This window comes from Neobacillus citreus, from assembly GCF_018343545.2.
Classification (GTDB): domain Bacteria; phylum Bacillota; class Bacilli; order Bacillales; family Cytobacillaceae; genus Neobacillus; species Neobacillus citreus.
In genome coordinates this window covers 1-14,044 of record NZ_JAGYPE020000047.1, presented here as the reverse complement: position 1 = coordinate 14,044, position 14,044 = coordinate 1, and the positions used below count along the sequence as shown (strand labels likewise).

General features: G+C 41.3%; 15 protein-coding genes. 10 read left to right on the top strand and 5 right to left on the bottom strand.

What is annotated here, in order from left to right; translation table 11 throughout:
• Positions 1-9: 9 nt before the first annotated feature.
• The 3 genes from KHB02_RS21090 to KHB02_RS21080 all read right to left on the bottom strand — a co-directional run bounded on the left by KHB02_RS21090 (position 10) and on the right by KHB02_RS21080 (position 2,444).
• Entirely contained in the window at positions 10-645 is a 636-nt protein-coding gene (locus tag KHB02_RS21090) for a pentapeptide repeat-containing protein (RefSeq protein WP_213146371.1), read from the bottom strand.
• A gap of 7 nt (positions 646-652) precedes the next feature.
• On the bottom strand, positions 653-919 hold the full coding sequence (locus KHB02_RS21085; RefSeq protein WP_213146743.1) for a YggT family protein: 267 nt from the start codon (positions 917-919) through the stop codon (positions 653-655).
• Positions 920-1,181: 262 nt separating this feature from the next.
• On the bottom strand, positions 1,182-2,444 hold the full coding sequence (locus KHB02_RS21080; RefSeq protein ID WP_213146372.1) for an RNA-guided endonuclease InsQ/TnpB family protein: 1,263 nt from the start codon (positions 2,442-2,444) through the stop codon (positions 1,182-1,184).
• Positions 2,445-2,718: 274 nt separating this feature from the next.
• On the opposite strand from KHB02_RS21080, the gene KHB02_RS21075 reads away from it, so the two are divergent.
• The 3 genes from KHB02_RS21075 to KHB02_RS21065 all read left to right on the top strand — a co-directional run bounded on the left by KHB02_RS21075 (position 2,719) and on the right by KHB02_RS21065 (position 5,292).
• Positions 2,719-3,966 carry an esterase/lipase family protein gene (locus tag KHB02_RS21075; RefSeq protein WP_213146373.1) on the top strand — a complete coding sequence of 416 codons (1,248 nt, stop codon included), beginning with the start codon at positions 2,719-2,721 and terminating at the stop codon, positions 3,964-3,966.
• Between the two features lie 125 nt (positions 3,967-4,091).
• Positions 4,092-4,607 carry a DinB family protein gene (locus KHB02_RS21070; RefSeq protein WP_213146374.1) on the top strand — a complete coding sequence of 172 codons (516 nt, stop codon included), beginning with the start codon at positions 4,092-4,094 and terminating at the stop codon, positions 4,605-4,607.
• Positions 4,608-4,680: 73 nt separating this feature from the next.
• Positions 4,681-5,292 (top strand): FMN-binding negative transcriptional regulator, encoded by a 612-nt coding sequence (locus tag KHB02_RS21065; protein ID WP_213146375.1) that lies wholly within the window; start codon positions 4,681-4,683, stop codon positions 5,290-5,292.
• A 74-nt stretch (positions 5,293-5,366) separates the two neighbouring features.
• Here the strand turns inward: KHB02_RS21065 and KHB02_RS21060 are convergent, their stop codons facing one another.
• Positions 5,367-6,455, bottom strand: coding sequence for a CdaR family transcriptional regulator (locus KHB02_RS21060; RefSeq protein WP_213146376.1), 1,089 nt, complete (start codon positions 6,453-6,455; stop codon positions 5,367-5,369).
• Positions 6,456-6,612: 157 nt separating this feature from the next.
• On the opposite strand from KHB02_RS21060, the gene KHB02_RS21055 reads away from it, so the two are divergent.
• Complete coding sequence (locus tag KHB02_RS21055; protein WP_213146377.1) at positions 6,613-7,755, top strand: glycerate kinase; 1,143 nt, start codon at positions 6,613-6,615, stop codon at positions 7,753-7,755.
• Between the two features lie 91 nt (positions 7,756-7,846).
• On the top strand, positions 7,847-9,187 hold the full coding sequence (locus KHB02_RS21050) for a GntP family permease (protein ID WP_213146378.1): 1,341 nt from the start codon (positions 7,847-7,849) through the stop codon (positions 9,185-9,187).
• 119 nt (positions 9,188-9,306) lie between these two features.
• On the opposite strand, the gene KHB02_RS21045 is transcribed toward KHB02_RS21050, so the two are convergent.
• Entirely contained in the window at positions 9,307-9,753 is a 447-nt protein-coding gene (locus tag KHB02_RS21045) for a hypothetical protein (RefSeq protein WP_213146379.1), read from the bottom strand.
• 197 nt (positions 9,754-9,950) lie between these two features.
• Here KHB02_RS21045 and KHB02_RS21040 point away from each other — a divergent pair, with 197 nt between their 5' ends.
• The 5 genes from KHB02_RS21040 to KHB02_RS21020 all read left to right on the top strand — a co-directional run.
• Positions 9,951-10,622: a hypothetical protein gene (locus KHB02_RS21040; RefSeq protein ID WP_213146380.1), complete on the top strand. Its 672-nt coding sequence runs from the start codon at positions 9,951-9,953 to the stop codon at positions 10,620-10,622.
• Between the two features lie 378 nt (positions 10,623-11,000).
• On the top strand, positions 11,001-11,708 hold the full coding sequence (locus tag KHB02_RS21035; protein WP_213146381.1) for an MOSC domain-containing protein: 708 nt from the start codon (positions 11,001-11,003) through the stop codon (positions 11,706-11,708).
• A 416-nt stretch (positions 11,709-12,124) separates the two neighbouring features.
• Entirely contained in the window at positions 12,125-12,937 is an 813-nt protein-coding gene (locus KHB02_RS21030) for a GNAT family N-acetyltransferase (protein WP_213146382.1), read from the top strand.
• A gap of 31 nt (positions 12,938-12,968) precedes the next feature.
• Positions 12,969-13,637, top strand: coding sequence for an alpha/beta family hydrolase (locus KHB02_RS21025; RefSeq protein WP_213146383.1), 669 nt, complete (start codon positions 12,969-12,971; stop codon positions 13,635-13,637).
• A gap of 23 nt (positions 13,638-13,660) precedes the next feature.
• On the top strand, positions 13,661-14,044 hold a 384-nt coding region (locus KHB02_RS21020), incomplete at its 3' end, for a YkvA family protein (RefSeq protein WP_213146384.1).

Sequence of the window (14,044 nt, the reverse complement as noted above, 5' to 3'; positions counted from 1 at the left end):
TTTTTATCATTAATCTTTAATAATTAACCCCATCAAAGTAGAAAATTGCAAAGCCTGATGCGTTGATACCTTGCATCCCTTTAAATCTTCAATTGCGACGGTCAGTGTATTGAAATTCGAGGAACTGATATCCACGCCCTTAAGGGAGGTATGGTCAAAGCTGGCTTCATCCAGATTGCAAAATTGAAATTCGGTACTTTTGAATTTACAGTCATAAAAATCAGTACCCTTTAATGAACTATCTTGAAAAAGTACCTTTTCAAACTTGGAAGTGGCCAATGCCGTTAAGTTTAAAACGGAATTGATGAACTGGACGTTTCCAAACCGGGAGTCTTCAAAATTCACCCCTAATAATTTGCAATCCTTAAAGATGACCCTATGAATGGAAGATTTGCTTAAATCGGCGTTGGATAAATCGCAGTTTTCAAAGATTACATCCGTTAGGTCCATTTTTTGAAAATCAGTATTGGTGAATCGGCAATTCTTCAACACCACATTGAAAAGCCGGACCCGGACAGCCGCTTCATTTTCAAAAACGGAGTCGCTAATCTTGCACATTTCTAACTCTGGATCTTCTTCATAAAAAATCTCATGGAAATTCCTGTCACGTAACTCGGCAGGAATTTTAGGCGCTTCAATTTTCATATGTTTTTTAAACCCCAATAAAATTAATGGATGAGCGCAGTCCCTCAAGGGCAAATCCGCCGATGTATCGATACACAAATAGGGCAATGATTGGCGAAAAATCGATTGGACCTAATGGAGGAATGAACTTCCTAAAGACGTTTAAATAAGGCTCAACCAGCTTATAAATCCATTCGCCCACTTTTGTTGCCTGAAAACGCGGGAACCAAGAACCAAAAATTGATATTAAAATTAACCAATAATATGCCTCAAAAGCATACTGTCCAATTAGCATAATATAAGAACCCAATTTAATATCTCCTGCCTATCGTAATATTTAGAATGGTACAAACATGTATTACGTATTAGTTTATATAAAGTTTCACCAAAAGGGAAGAAAATTGAACATTGACTTCTCCCCATGCATAAATGCAGGGGATTCTTTTTCAAACCTTCATCAAGGTTGCCTTTCGGCCTTAGCCTCCAGGTCTTACTACCTCTCCAGAGTTCATTACGACATGTGATTAAAACCACATCCCGCAGCCCAATCATAGGCACTACGCCACTGTTAGCTTATACTTCTTGTTTTTGGCAATCGGTACAAGATTCACTCGACGATACTTTGTATTTTCGATTTTAGGAAGGTTTCTTCCTTTCGTTATTTCCCCATTCAACCCTTTGTCCAATATGTTTATAGCACCCACTACATCACGATGGCCTTTTTCTCCACACGGACAGTTAAAATTACGACTACTCTGTTTAGTGTAAATTCCGCATTTCGGACAGGTCCCTGAAGTGTAACTCTCTTCTTGCACTAAAACCTCAGTCCCTATCAATTTCAGTTTATAGGTGATTAATTTTGTCAGCCTTCCGAAACTCCAATTGGATAGTTGTTGCCTTTGTTCATTTCTGGTTTTTCTCTTTTTCTTCGTTCCTCTTTGAACACCCTCAGGTGTCCCTATGAAAAGCATCTTAATTTGGTTCTCTTCGCACCAATTCACTACTTGCTTAGAGATACAATGTTCGATGTACTCGATTTTCCGTTCCATTTTTTCTAAAAAACGGCGTTTGCGAAGAATCAATTTATAACGAGCATTGGAACCTTTTTGTTTTTTACTAATTTTCTTTTGGAGTTTCGCTATAGTTTTATTTCTTAATCGGTGCAAAGAACGAAGCTCCTTCCCAGAAATGATGAGGTGATTTTTACCGTCAGAAAGCGTAATGGCATGAATGATACCTAAATCTCCGCCAGCATTGTTTTCACCTGTCACTTTTTCTTTTTTTGTCAATTCTACACCAAAGTGGAGCCAATATTCATTTTGGTGCCAAACGATTTCTGCATTCTTAATCGAACCGAAATCAATATGCTTCGGTTTTTTAACATACAACGGTTTTTCTTTTCCTCCATTACTAAATTTTAAGTACCCATTTGATTCTAAACTTAAGGCTGATTTTTTGTATTTCACTGAGAAGAAACGTTTGTACTTCCATGGATACTTCCAATTTTTATTTCCCTCGTCGCGTTGTTTTTTTGTACGTTCACAAGTTTCTTCATGTAATTCGATGATAGCTTGGATGGTTTGAGAATGAAGAGTGTGAGATTTTGCATTAAACCATTTTTTCTTATCTGATGCATTCGTCCAAAGTTTGTAAACATTATAGAGCCACCAATGAAGATCCAAAATGTCATTCCAAAGTCTGGCCGATTCTATTCTTAATCTGTCAACCAATTCTCTTTCACTTTCAGCTAAACGCAATGGAAATTTTCTAATTAGAATGTCTCCAGACGCCTCTTTTTTCTTCTTCTTTTTCAGACTCATTTTCTTCACCTCCCCTATGATAAATTTACCAAAACAAACGTACGTTTGTATATCGAAAACAAGAGCGAAAGTTTGTTAATTTATACAAAAGATGAGGTTTATATCCCCACATCTAAAGATAGAGTTTTTTTGCATAAGTTTGATAAAAAGTGCAGAAAAGAACTCGGGGTGTGTACCTGTACACTTCTATTAATTTGAAAACTGATTATACCAATATGATATAATAGGGTTAAAAAATTGCGAAAATTCAGCAAAAGGAAGGGGGGGCAATTTAATGATTGGGAGTTTAACATTGTTTCCAAGTCCATGTCTATTAACAAGTTCTTTTTTCGCAACGCTCTCAGGAAAAACTAAAACAAGAGCTTCACAAAAATTGAATGATTTTCCGATTATCCTTGTCCATGGATTAACCGGCTGGGGCAGGGATGAAATGGGGGGAATTAAATATTGGGGCGGGGTCCGCGACCTTGAAGAGTACTTAAATGAAAAAGGACATAAAACCTATACAGCCGCAGTGGGACCTGTTTCCAGCAACTGGGATCGGGCCGTTGAGCTTTATGCGTACATCAAAGGCGGAACGGTAGACTACGGGGCGGCCCATGCTAAAGAGCACGGGCATGAACGGTTTGGCAGAACCTACCCTGGGATATACAGCCAATGGGATGCCACCGAGAAAATTCACCTTGTCGGCCATAGTATGGGAGGACAAACCATCAGGACATTGGTCGAACTGCTGGAAAACGGAAGTGCTGCTGAAAGAGAATACTTCGAGCAGCATCCTGAAGAGGGATTATCCGATTTGTTTAAAGGCGGAAAAGACTGGGTCCATAGTGTAACAACCCTTGCGACTCCGCATAATGGCTCAACGTTTGCGGACGAAGAAGAGATGACACCATGGTTGAATCAGATGGTCTTTTACGCTGGGAGTTTATCAGGAGCAAGTGATGAAAACATCGTCTATGATTATAAACTTGACCAATGGGGGCTCCAGCGGGAAGAGGGAGAGTCCTACTTTGTATATGTTGATAGGGTGTTTAATAGTTCCATTTGGACCAGCAAAGACAGCAGTTTAAATGATTTAACTACTTACGGGGCGGCGAAGCTCAATGCATGGGTAAAGACACATCCGGATGTCTACTATTTTTCCTATACCGGAGATGCCACCTATAAAGGAGTACTGACTGGCCGTGCTTATCCGCAGTATTCGATGAATCCGTTAATGAAGGCATCCAGCATGTTAATGGGATTTTATTCGAGAAAAAGCCCTGAGCCTGTTATTGATTCTGCCTGGTGGCCGAATGACGGGATTGTAAATGTAGTCTCCGCGAAATACCCGCACGGTCATGCCCATAAGATGTTTGACGGCCATGTTGAAAAAGGAGTATGGAATCACTTTGGTGTGCAGTCAGGCTGGGATCATTTTGATTTTATCGGGATTGGATCTGAAGATAATCTCGGTTTAAAAGATATCTACAGTTTTTATAAAGGAATTGCGGACAACCTGCATGGGCTGCCGGAATAAGGTATCTCACGCTTAATTTGTAAGCACCGAGGCAGGATATTTTTTAAAATTAAGATTCTGTTGAAGGGATTTTTTAACAATTGGGCGAATATCTTTTTGTTATGTTTTGATGGAGGTGAAAGGGTTTGAACGCACAAATTTTAGAATATCATCTCTGGGCAAATCAACTTGTATTAAATCATTTGAAAAACCTGCCGGGGGAAATCTGTTTTCAACAGGTGCAGAGTGTATTTCCAACCTTATACGATACGTTATACCATATGTACCAAGTTGATTATGTTTGGTTAAGAGCCCTGAAAGGGGATAGTTTTGAAAAAATAATCGAAGGTGTCAACCAATTAAAAGAGGAAAATGCGGATAGAAGTATGGATCAATTAGAGGAAGACCTTCTGCAATTGGGTAAAAAGTACCACGAATTTATAGATGGTCTTGAAAACCTTAATGAAACCACTGTGGTAAATCATCCGCGTTTTGGGACATTAACAACAACTTACTTTGAACTTCTACAGCACGTCGTAAACCACGGAACCTATCATCGAGGAAATATTACAGCGGTTTTAAGACAGTTAGGACATAAGGGTGTACCGACCGACTATGTTTATTATCTTTATGAGAAAGCTAATTTCGAAGCTGACATTTAACATAAAAGGGACATTTGCTTTAAAATGTCCCTTTTAAATTTATACAATTATTTTAGATAACGAGGTAGAAAAAATGTATATACCCAAACATTTCAAAATCGAAGATGAAGAAATTATTTATGACTTTATGGAAAATAACAGCTTTGCCACGTTGGTTTCGCAGCATAATGGGGAACCATATGCCACTCACCTTCCATTAACCATTCATAAAAAGGAAGGTGTTTTATATGGCCATTTTGCCCGTCCGAACGGACAGTGGAAGGATATTGCAAGCCAAAAGGTTTTAGTCATATTTCAAGGCCCGCACTGCTACATCTCCCCTTCATGGTACGAAACCAATAAGGCTGTGCCAACCTGGAATTATGTTGCAGTTCATGTATATGGCCAATTGGAGATTGTGGAAGATGGCCAGGAACTGCTTGATGCGTTAGCAGAAATGGTTACTACATATGAAAAGCCCAATAGTTCCTATCAGTTAAAGGATGTAGATCCTGGTTTCATTGAAGGAATGACGAAAGGTATTGTAGGTTTTCGGATCAATATTACCAAAATTGAGGGTAAAGCAAAACTTAGTCAAAATCACACGGTTGAACGTCAGGAATTGGTTATCAAGCAGCTGGAAAGCTCGACTGATCAAAATGATAGACTTATAGCTGGTCTGATGAGGAATAACCTTAAGAAATAATACTTATTAGGCTGACTTGAATGGTCGTTTAGGGAGGCCCGTTTCAAGTCAGCCTTTTTTGTTGTCCGTTGGAATTAGTTTTCCTTCCGGTTCATTTGCAAAAGCCAAACTGCAAGCTGCAGGGTCACCGCATCATTTAGCACCTGCGGGTCGAGTCCAGTTACTTCCTTGATTTTTTTAAGCCGATAAATAAGCGAATTGCGATGGATGTACATGCGCTTGGCACATTCCCCGATATTTTGATTGCTTTTGAAAAAATAATCCAATGTTTCGATCAGCTTGTCCGATAGATTCCCGATGACTCGGTTTAGGTACTGCCGCTTAGCCCGCTCATCCAATCCCGCCAAGAGGGCTTGTGGTTCAATTTCTGCAAAAGTGGTCAAAGCTTGATCTTTGCCTCCAAACAGTAAAGCCTGCTGTGCCTCCTGAAAGGAATGGTGTATTTGAGTAAAATCCATTGCTGTTGAACCGATTCCGATTTTTAAAAATAGATTGGTAGAGTTTAAAACAGTTTTCAATTTCTGTATCAGCTTTGACTCAGGCAGCTGGGATGTCAGCAAAAAGATTCGGCTGCTGTTTAAAAATCCCACCAGCGAGCTGCCCTCGTCAAAAGAGTTCTCGAGAATTTGCAGTAATTCTCGTTTTTTTAACGGGGTTTGTGAAACTTCAATAATAGCAATCTGAAAAGATGGAGTTAGTTTGATTTCTATTAAATTCAACCGCTGGTTAATGGACTCCACATCGTATTGGTCTTTCAATAACTCTTCAAAGACTTGCTCCTTCAGCCGCTGCTTCCATTCAAATTGTTCGGCGATAAAAGATTGATGAATCATCATCTCAGTGATCATTTTGACCAACGCACCAAACTCCATAATTTCCTCAGGTTTACCCGTGATTCCGATAACACCAATAATCATGTCTTGGAATGTAATGGGAAGATTGATGCCAGGCAGGGAACCCTCCCATTGCTGCGGGTCATCTTCTTTGATAAATAAAGGCTTGCCTGTTCTCAAAACTTCTAATGCTCCGGAGTGGAGCTGATGAATACGACTTTGGTCCCCTGATGCAATAATCGTCCCGGTATGATCCATAATATTGATGTTGCGGTTGAGACGAATCATCGTTTGTTTGACGATTTCAGCTGCCATTTCTTGTGTTAGCATATGCCATCACCATTCCGTTGTAAGCGTTTTTATTTATTATACACAAAAAATTCAAAAAAGTTTTCTATTTTTTTGTTTATGGCGACTGATGAATGTCAAATGTCTGAAGATTATAATTGTTTTAAGCAGAATATTGTAGAAAAAAGGGGAAAACACAATGAAGATTGTTATTGCACCCGATTCGTTTAAAGGATCACTTACTGCACTTGAAGCTGCCCAGGCGATTGAGCGGGGTATCAAAAGGGCGAACACTTCAGCTGAAACGGTGCTTGTGCCTGTTGCTGATGGAGGAGAGGGAACAACCGATAGTTTAGTTGCGGCAACAAATGGCCGAATGGTGGATGTCATGGTGAAAGGCCCATTATTAGAACCGGTGAAGGCAGCCTATGGAATGCTTGGCGATCAGGAAACCTGTGTTATCGAGATGGCGACCGCATCCGGCTTAAATTTGATTAAGCCTGAACAGCGTAATCCGATGCTGGCGACCACCTTCGGGACAGGGGAACTGATTAAAAAAGCATTAGACGATGGCTGCCGAAAATTTATTTTGGCCATAGGTGGAAGCGCTACCAACGACGGGGGAATTGGTATGCTTCAGGCACTAGGAATGAAGCTGTTGGATTCGGATGGAAATCCTGTGCAGGATGGGGCTGGTGCAGGTGAGCTTGCCCGGATTGCTTCCATTGATGACCGGGATTTTGACCTGCGCATTGCCAGGGCCCAGTTTCTAATTGCCACAGATGTTCAGAATCCTTTAGTGGGGCTGAGCGGAGCATCCCATGTGTTCGGTCCGCAAAAAGGGGCCACCCCGGAAATGGTGGAAATTCTGGATGGATATTTACGCCATTGGGCCGATTTGGTTGAAGCCAAAACGAGTATCCGACTTCATGACAAGCCGGGTGCCGGGGCAGCAGGCGGAATTGGCGGAGCTTTCCAGGCTTTTTTTCCAGCCGAAACAAGAAGGGGCATCGATATCGTCATCGAGTACACCAAGCTTGCAGAAAAGCTGGACGGTGCTCAGTGTGTGTTTACCGGGGAAGGCCAGACGGATTTTCAAACCGCTTCCGGAAAAACGCCGATGGGCGTGGCTCAAGAGGCGAAGAAACTGGGCATACCGGTATTTGTCCTTGCCGGGTCGATTGGCAAAGGGATTGAGCAGCTTTATGAGCATGGGATTTCCAGTGTTCATAGTATCATCAATGCTCCGATGACGCTAAAAGAGGCCATGGACCGAGGAGCGGAATTGCTCGAGCAGACAGCGGAGCAAGTGCTGAGGACTTATTTGGCTTCACTAACATAAGGGTTTTGGAATACGAACAGGGGTTGGCAGAGAGAAAAAACTTACTGTAAAGAGACAAAGATTTTTACAAAACAACAAGGGGGTAATACAGATGTTATTTCTAGTTTTATTGATTGGCGTACTGTTAGTTGTCATCGCCACGACGAAATTTAAGCTTCACCCATTTTTGTCATTATTATTAGGTACATTTTTTGTAGGTTTTGCTTCAGGTATGCCGCTGATGAAGATTGTGGAAAACGTGAATACCGGATTTGGAGGATTGATGGGGGGAATCGGTCTCGTTATCGTGTTCGGAACCGTTATTGGGACAATCCTTGAAAAATCAGGAGCGGCCCTCAGGATGGCTGAAGTCGTACTCCGCGTTGTAGGTCCAAAAAGACCGCAGCTTGCGATGAGTTTAATTGGATACATTGTTTCGATTCCTGTATTTTGTGATTCCGGGTTCGTTATTTTATCAAGCTTAAGAAAAGCACTAGCAAAGCGTGCAAAGGTAGCGGTCGCATCGATGTCTGTGGCGCTTGCAACCGGCTTGTACGCTACTCACACGCTTGTTCCGCCAACACCGGGGCCAATCGCCGCGGCAGGAAACATTGGCGCAAGCAACTTCTTGGGAACTATCATTTTAATTGGTCTTATTACAGCTATTCCAGCAACCATCGTCGGCTATTTCTGGGCAACAAAAGTAGCGAACAAAATTGAGGTAGAAGACGATGGTGAGGAATTGAACTATGACGAAATCGTTCGTTCCTTTGGAAAAATGCCATCTACGTTTCTATCATTCTTGCCGATTGTCTTGCCGATCGTTTTGATTGGTATTGGGTCTGTTGTTACTTTCCTTGGATCAGAAGGAAATATCGCTAAATTTTTAGTATTCTTGGGCACACCGCTTGTCGCGTTGCTTGCCGGTGTCATCGCTGCTTTTGCCTTGCTGCCAAAATTTGATGAAGAGACCTTAACAAAATGGGTGGGAGAAGGTTTAGTAGAATCTGCTCCAATCCTGTTAATTACCGGAGCTGGCGGTGCGTTTGGCGGCGTTATCAAAAACACTGGAATTGCGGATGCGATTCAAAGCTGGTCAATCGGCGACACATTTAGCGGCGCACTGTTCTTATTGATTCCTTTCATTATTGCTGCTGCATTAAAAACGGCACAGGGTTCATCAACTGCTGCATTGGTTATTACTTCATCTTTGATCGCTCCAATGCTGCCGACTCTTGGTATTGAGGGAGCCGTTCCATTGGCACTAGTTGTCATGGCGGTTGGTGCAGGTGCGATGACAGTCAGCCACGTAAACGACAGCTTCTTCTGGGTTGTAACGCAGTTCAGCGGAATGAAAGTTACCGATGCTTACAAAGCCCAGACTATGGCAACCTTATTGCAGGGTGCAGTTACTATCGTTGTAACGATGATTTTATGGGTAGTTTTAGTTTGATTGATTGCTAGACAGATATACGGTTTTGAACCGGTAAATGACGGCATTATCGTCCGGTCCTATCGGTTAAATTTTTAAAAAAAGTATTGAGCGGTTTAATTTTTCAGCCGCTCAATTTTTTATTTAAGGCCCCTTTTTAATCGTTCAAAACCATAAATGATTAGAGAAAAACTGATAAAAGATAAAAAGATGTGCTTAGGTTTAAAGTTAACCAATGTAAAAAGCTTTAATTTTTGATAAAGAAAGCTCAATGGAAAAGAAAATAATACATCCATGATCAGGTTAACCAGCATATACCGTTTGAATTTCCCAAAGGTAAAATGGAATATCCATAGGGTCCCCACGAAGAATGGTCCCAGAATAAAGCTGCTATCGTTTAAAAGTTTCCCCTTCCATCCACCTTTAACAGTCCACCATTTATAAGGAATAGCCAGCAAGCACAGCACTGTTACAAATAATGAAGCAACTATGGAAACAGGGAAGAACTGCCGAAGAGACTTTCTTGGAAGAAAAGCAATGGAAAACCAGGGTAAAATAAGATGAAGAATTCTAATCAAATAAGGCATAATGGAACCTCCTTTCCAATCTTAAATTCCCCTTGATTAAAGGAAATCATTCTCAATCGAGGAAAAATTACTTTTTTCATAACCTTTGAAAAGTTTTGCAGGAAAAAGGATATATTTCGAGAAGTCTATTACTAGAAATTGAATAACAACTATAAAAAATAGATAAATAAGTTAAAAAGGAAGGGGAGTCGAGACCAATGTTATCGTTTGAGGAGAAAAAGGAGATTTTCCGCACGTTTAAGCTGGAGGAGAAAGAAATCAGCAACGGCAGAGTGAACTTTAACTATCCCGAGAGCAAGCAGAGAGGCCTGGTTCTGGCCAGGGAATTGCAGCAGAGCGGCAATGGCTATGTGCTTGGCAAGTACATGTCTGAAGAAGTCATTAGGAAAAATAGCTATACGGTTGATGCACGCGGCTGGATATCAGTAAGAGATTTTTCAAAAGATGAGTTAATAAAGGTCATTGTTGAGGCCATGAAGTCCATGTCGGGTCTGGCCATCGAAGCAGATGCGTTTATCCGGGCACAGGGTCCATCGAAAACTGTTAGGACGACGCCGAGGAAAAAAGTAGTCAGTATTAAGGCAGTCAAGGATGCAAAACGGAAACCTGTTGAAAGCAAAATACAAACACCTGATACGGCAACATCCACAGTTGTGGAGGAAGTTAATAATGAGCCGATTGAGGCTTCGAAACCGGCAGCTCCCGTAAAAGACGATGATTTTTCAAAAGAATTTGAAAGCTATCCACTTTCTTGTATGTTTTTCTGGACAGGGCTGACAATGTCGTTGATGGAAACCGGCTTCCTGATGTGGAGGAATGCGGTGCGGAGATATGGTGAAGTCAGTCGAGGATTGACTAGAAAAGAATAGGATTTATTTAGCCTGGTATTCATACTGGGCTATTTCAATTCTATCCTTATTTAATGCAGGATTTTTATTATTACTCGGACGCCCCATCTGATAAGAAGGTATATAGGTTCAATGAGATCGAAACCTGACTCAAAGAATTCCCATTTGTCGCCCTTCTCTTCCTTCTTTTTCTTTTTCATTTTGAATCCCATTTTACATCCCCCCCGTAAATTTTATTACGAATTTACCTTGTGAAGGTTTCAAAATAAATAGTCCTAATCCGATTTTTGTTAATATTCGTAAATTGCTGTGATAGAATTTGGATATCATAACCAAATGTTTTTTCAAAATAAGAGCACTAAATAGGGTTCGGATGATGAATGAATTGGGGGATTAAGAATGGAATTTTTATTAAATAAGGTTTTTGCCGGGCAGCCAAAAACAGTCGGTGATAAGGATGCCGCCAGTTTGATGGACCGTGAGTGGACGAGTGCGATTTTTAAAGAACCTGTTGAGGGGTCTATTTGGGTCGGCAAAACAGGCTTGGCGGGAGACGGGGTATTTGATACGGAGCACCATGGCGGTCCGGAGAAAGCTGTATTTGCGTATGCTTCGGAACATTATGTGGACTGGCAAAAGGAATTGGACAACTCTCAAATTGGACCAGGAGCTATGGGCGAGAATTTTCTGATGGAAAATGCTAGGGAGGATTTGATTTCGATAGGTGATACCTTTCAAATCGGCGAAGCGGTTGTTCAGGTATACCAGCCCCGCCAACCATGCTGGAAGCCGGCCCGCCGTTTTAAAATCAAAACCCTCGCACTGCTTATCCAAAATACCGGACGGACCGGCTGGTATTTTCGGGTGTTAAAGGAAGGTCTAGTGGAAGTCGGGCAGGGCTTTACGTTGATTGAGCGCCCTTATCCGCAGTGGACTATTCAGAAATGTAATGAGATCATCCACGCAAGGAAACCTAATTTTGAAGAAATGGCTGAGCTTGCTCGGTGTGAACTGTTAGCGCCAGGTCTGCGAACTACTTTAGGGGAAAGAATTAAGAAAAGGGAAATACCGGATATTACAAAAAGGGTCTACGGACCGAATGAGTGATTAAAAAGGACAAATCGACTAAAATCCCAGGTCAAAGTTGTCCGAACCAGTGCAGTCTTTGGACAAAAACGTTTGAAAAAGGGGTCAAAGTGTCCGAACTAGAGCAGCCTTCGGACAAAAACGTTTGAAAAAAGGGTCAAAGTGTCTCGAACTAGAGCAACCTTCGGACAAAATCGTTTGAAAAAGAGGTCAAAGTGTCCGAACTAGAGCAACCTTCGGACAAAATCGTTTGAAAAAGAGCGGAAGTGTCCGAACCTAGGTAACCTTCGGACAAAATTGCTTGAAAAAGAGGTGGAAGTGTCCGAACTAGTGCAGCCTTCGGACAAAACCGCTTGAAAAGGGGGGCAAAGTGTCCTTCATAAAAGTACGTATGAAAATCTACAATCCTAATAGGTATTAATGAGGAGTGGAAAACTATGTTTTTAAAATTAATCCACAATGATACCGCAATCACAGAAGGAAGTCCATTTACTTCGGATGAAGTCCAATACAATCTAATCCATCGAATCAGTGAAGACCCTAACTCCCTATGTCTCAAAACACCAGACGAAAAAATGATTTTTGCCCAAACGCCCGGACATAAGGGCTGGCTGTGGATTTCGAACGATATCCCATCGAAGGAACGAACATCCCTAATAAATGAACTTATAAACCAGCTCGCAGAAGTGCCCTTGCAGGGAGTTACTGGAGACCCCAAAACGGCACGGATGTTCACTGAAATTTTTTCAAAAATAAATAACGTTCAATACGAAAAGGATATGACCATGGAAGCCTACCATTGTCCAAAGCTCATAAAGCCTGAAGGTGTGAAGGGAGAAATCCTTAAAGCAACGGAACAGCATGTTGACGTTGTTGCAGATTATCTCGCGGGCTTTATGAGGGATGCGTTTGGGACCACTGTTGAACCGTCATCTCAGCAGACAAGGGCTGCGGCGATGATTGCTGGTGGCGGGTTGTACCTTTGGATCGTCAATGGCCAGCCAGTGGCGAAAGCGAACATTTCCCACCGTTCTCCAAGACATGCTAGAATCAATGCTGTATTCACCCCAATCCAACATCGAAAAAACGGCTATGCCAGTGCGCTGGTCGCTGAACTTTGTGAAATCATAGAGTCAGAGAAGCGAATTCCAATGCTCTATGCTGATGTGAAAAATCCTGACTCCAATAAGGTATATCAAAATATAGGGTTTCAAAAATGCGGGCTGATTGAGGAAATCAAGTTTTTCTAGTAAATAAACAACCATCGAGGTGAAACAATCAATGTATGAATTTATAGAAGGGCAAGTGCTAAGAACTGAAAATTCCACCATTCCCTACACATGGATTCGCAGCAAACAACCAGCAAAAAGCATCTGTATTATGCTTCCGGGACTTGGTTATACCACACAGCGGCCGCTGTTTCATTATTCAACTGGAATTTGTCTGGACAAAAACATTGATGTTCTTCACATAAACTACCAGTTTGCAAAAAATGAACATTTTAAAATGCTTCCTGATCCAGACCAAGATCAATGGATGTATGAGGATGTAAAAGCTGTTGTTGATGAAGTATTAAAGGAACGTTCTTATGACCAATGTTTTCTGTTAAGCAAATCGATTGGCACGATTCCAATGGCGATAGAGTGGACACAAAGAAAATTCATCCGCAATGCTTTTGGAATCTGGTTAACGCCGCTTATCAAAATGGATAAGGTGTATCAGGCTCTTTTAAACACCGAACTTCCTTCACTCTGCATAATAGGAGACCTGGACCACCATTATAACAAGGAAAAGATTTCAGCTATAATAACTAATCATCTTGTAGATACGGTTGTAATACCAAATACAGAACACAGCCTAGAAGTAAAAGGGGATACCTTAGCAACGATAGACGCCTTGAAGGAAGCTGTGAAACATATCCAAGCATTTGTGAAGAATCATAAGATTTAAAAATATTTCAACGGAGAAATAACATGTTTAAACAATTAAAAGCCTGGGCGAAAGCTTTGAAACGAAAGATATTTGTCTTGTATTTGGCATATAAAGACCCAAGAGTCTCCTGGTATGCAAAAGTTTTTGCCATCTGTGTTGTAGCGTATGCCTTTAGTCCAATCGACCTCATTCCCGACTTTATCCCTATCCTTGGCTACCTTGACGATATCATTCTAGTTCCATTAGGAATCAAGCTGGCCTTAAAAATGATTCCAAAAGATGTGGTCCAAGATTGCGATTTGAAAGCACAGGAAATGATGACCAATGGGAAACCAAAGAACTGGATTGCAGGCTCCATTATTCTTGCCATCTGGCTGATTATCCTGATTTGGATTATTCAAAAGGTATATTTTACTTTTGTAAAA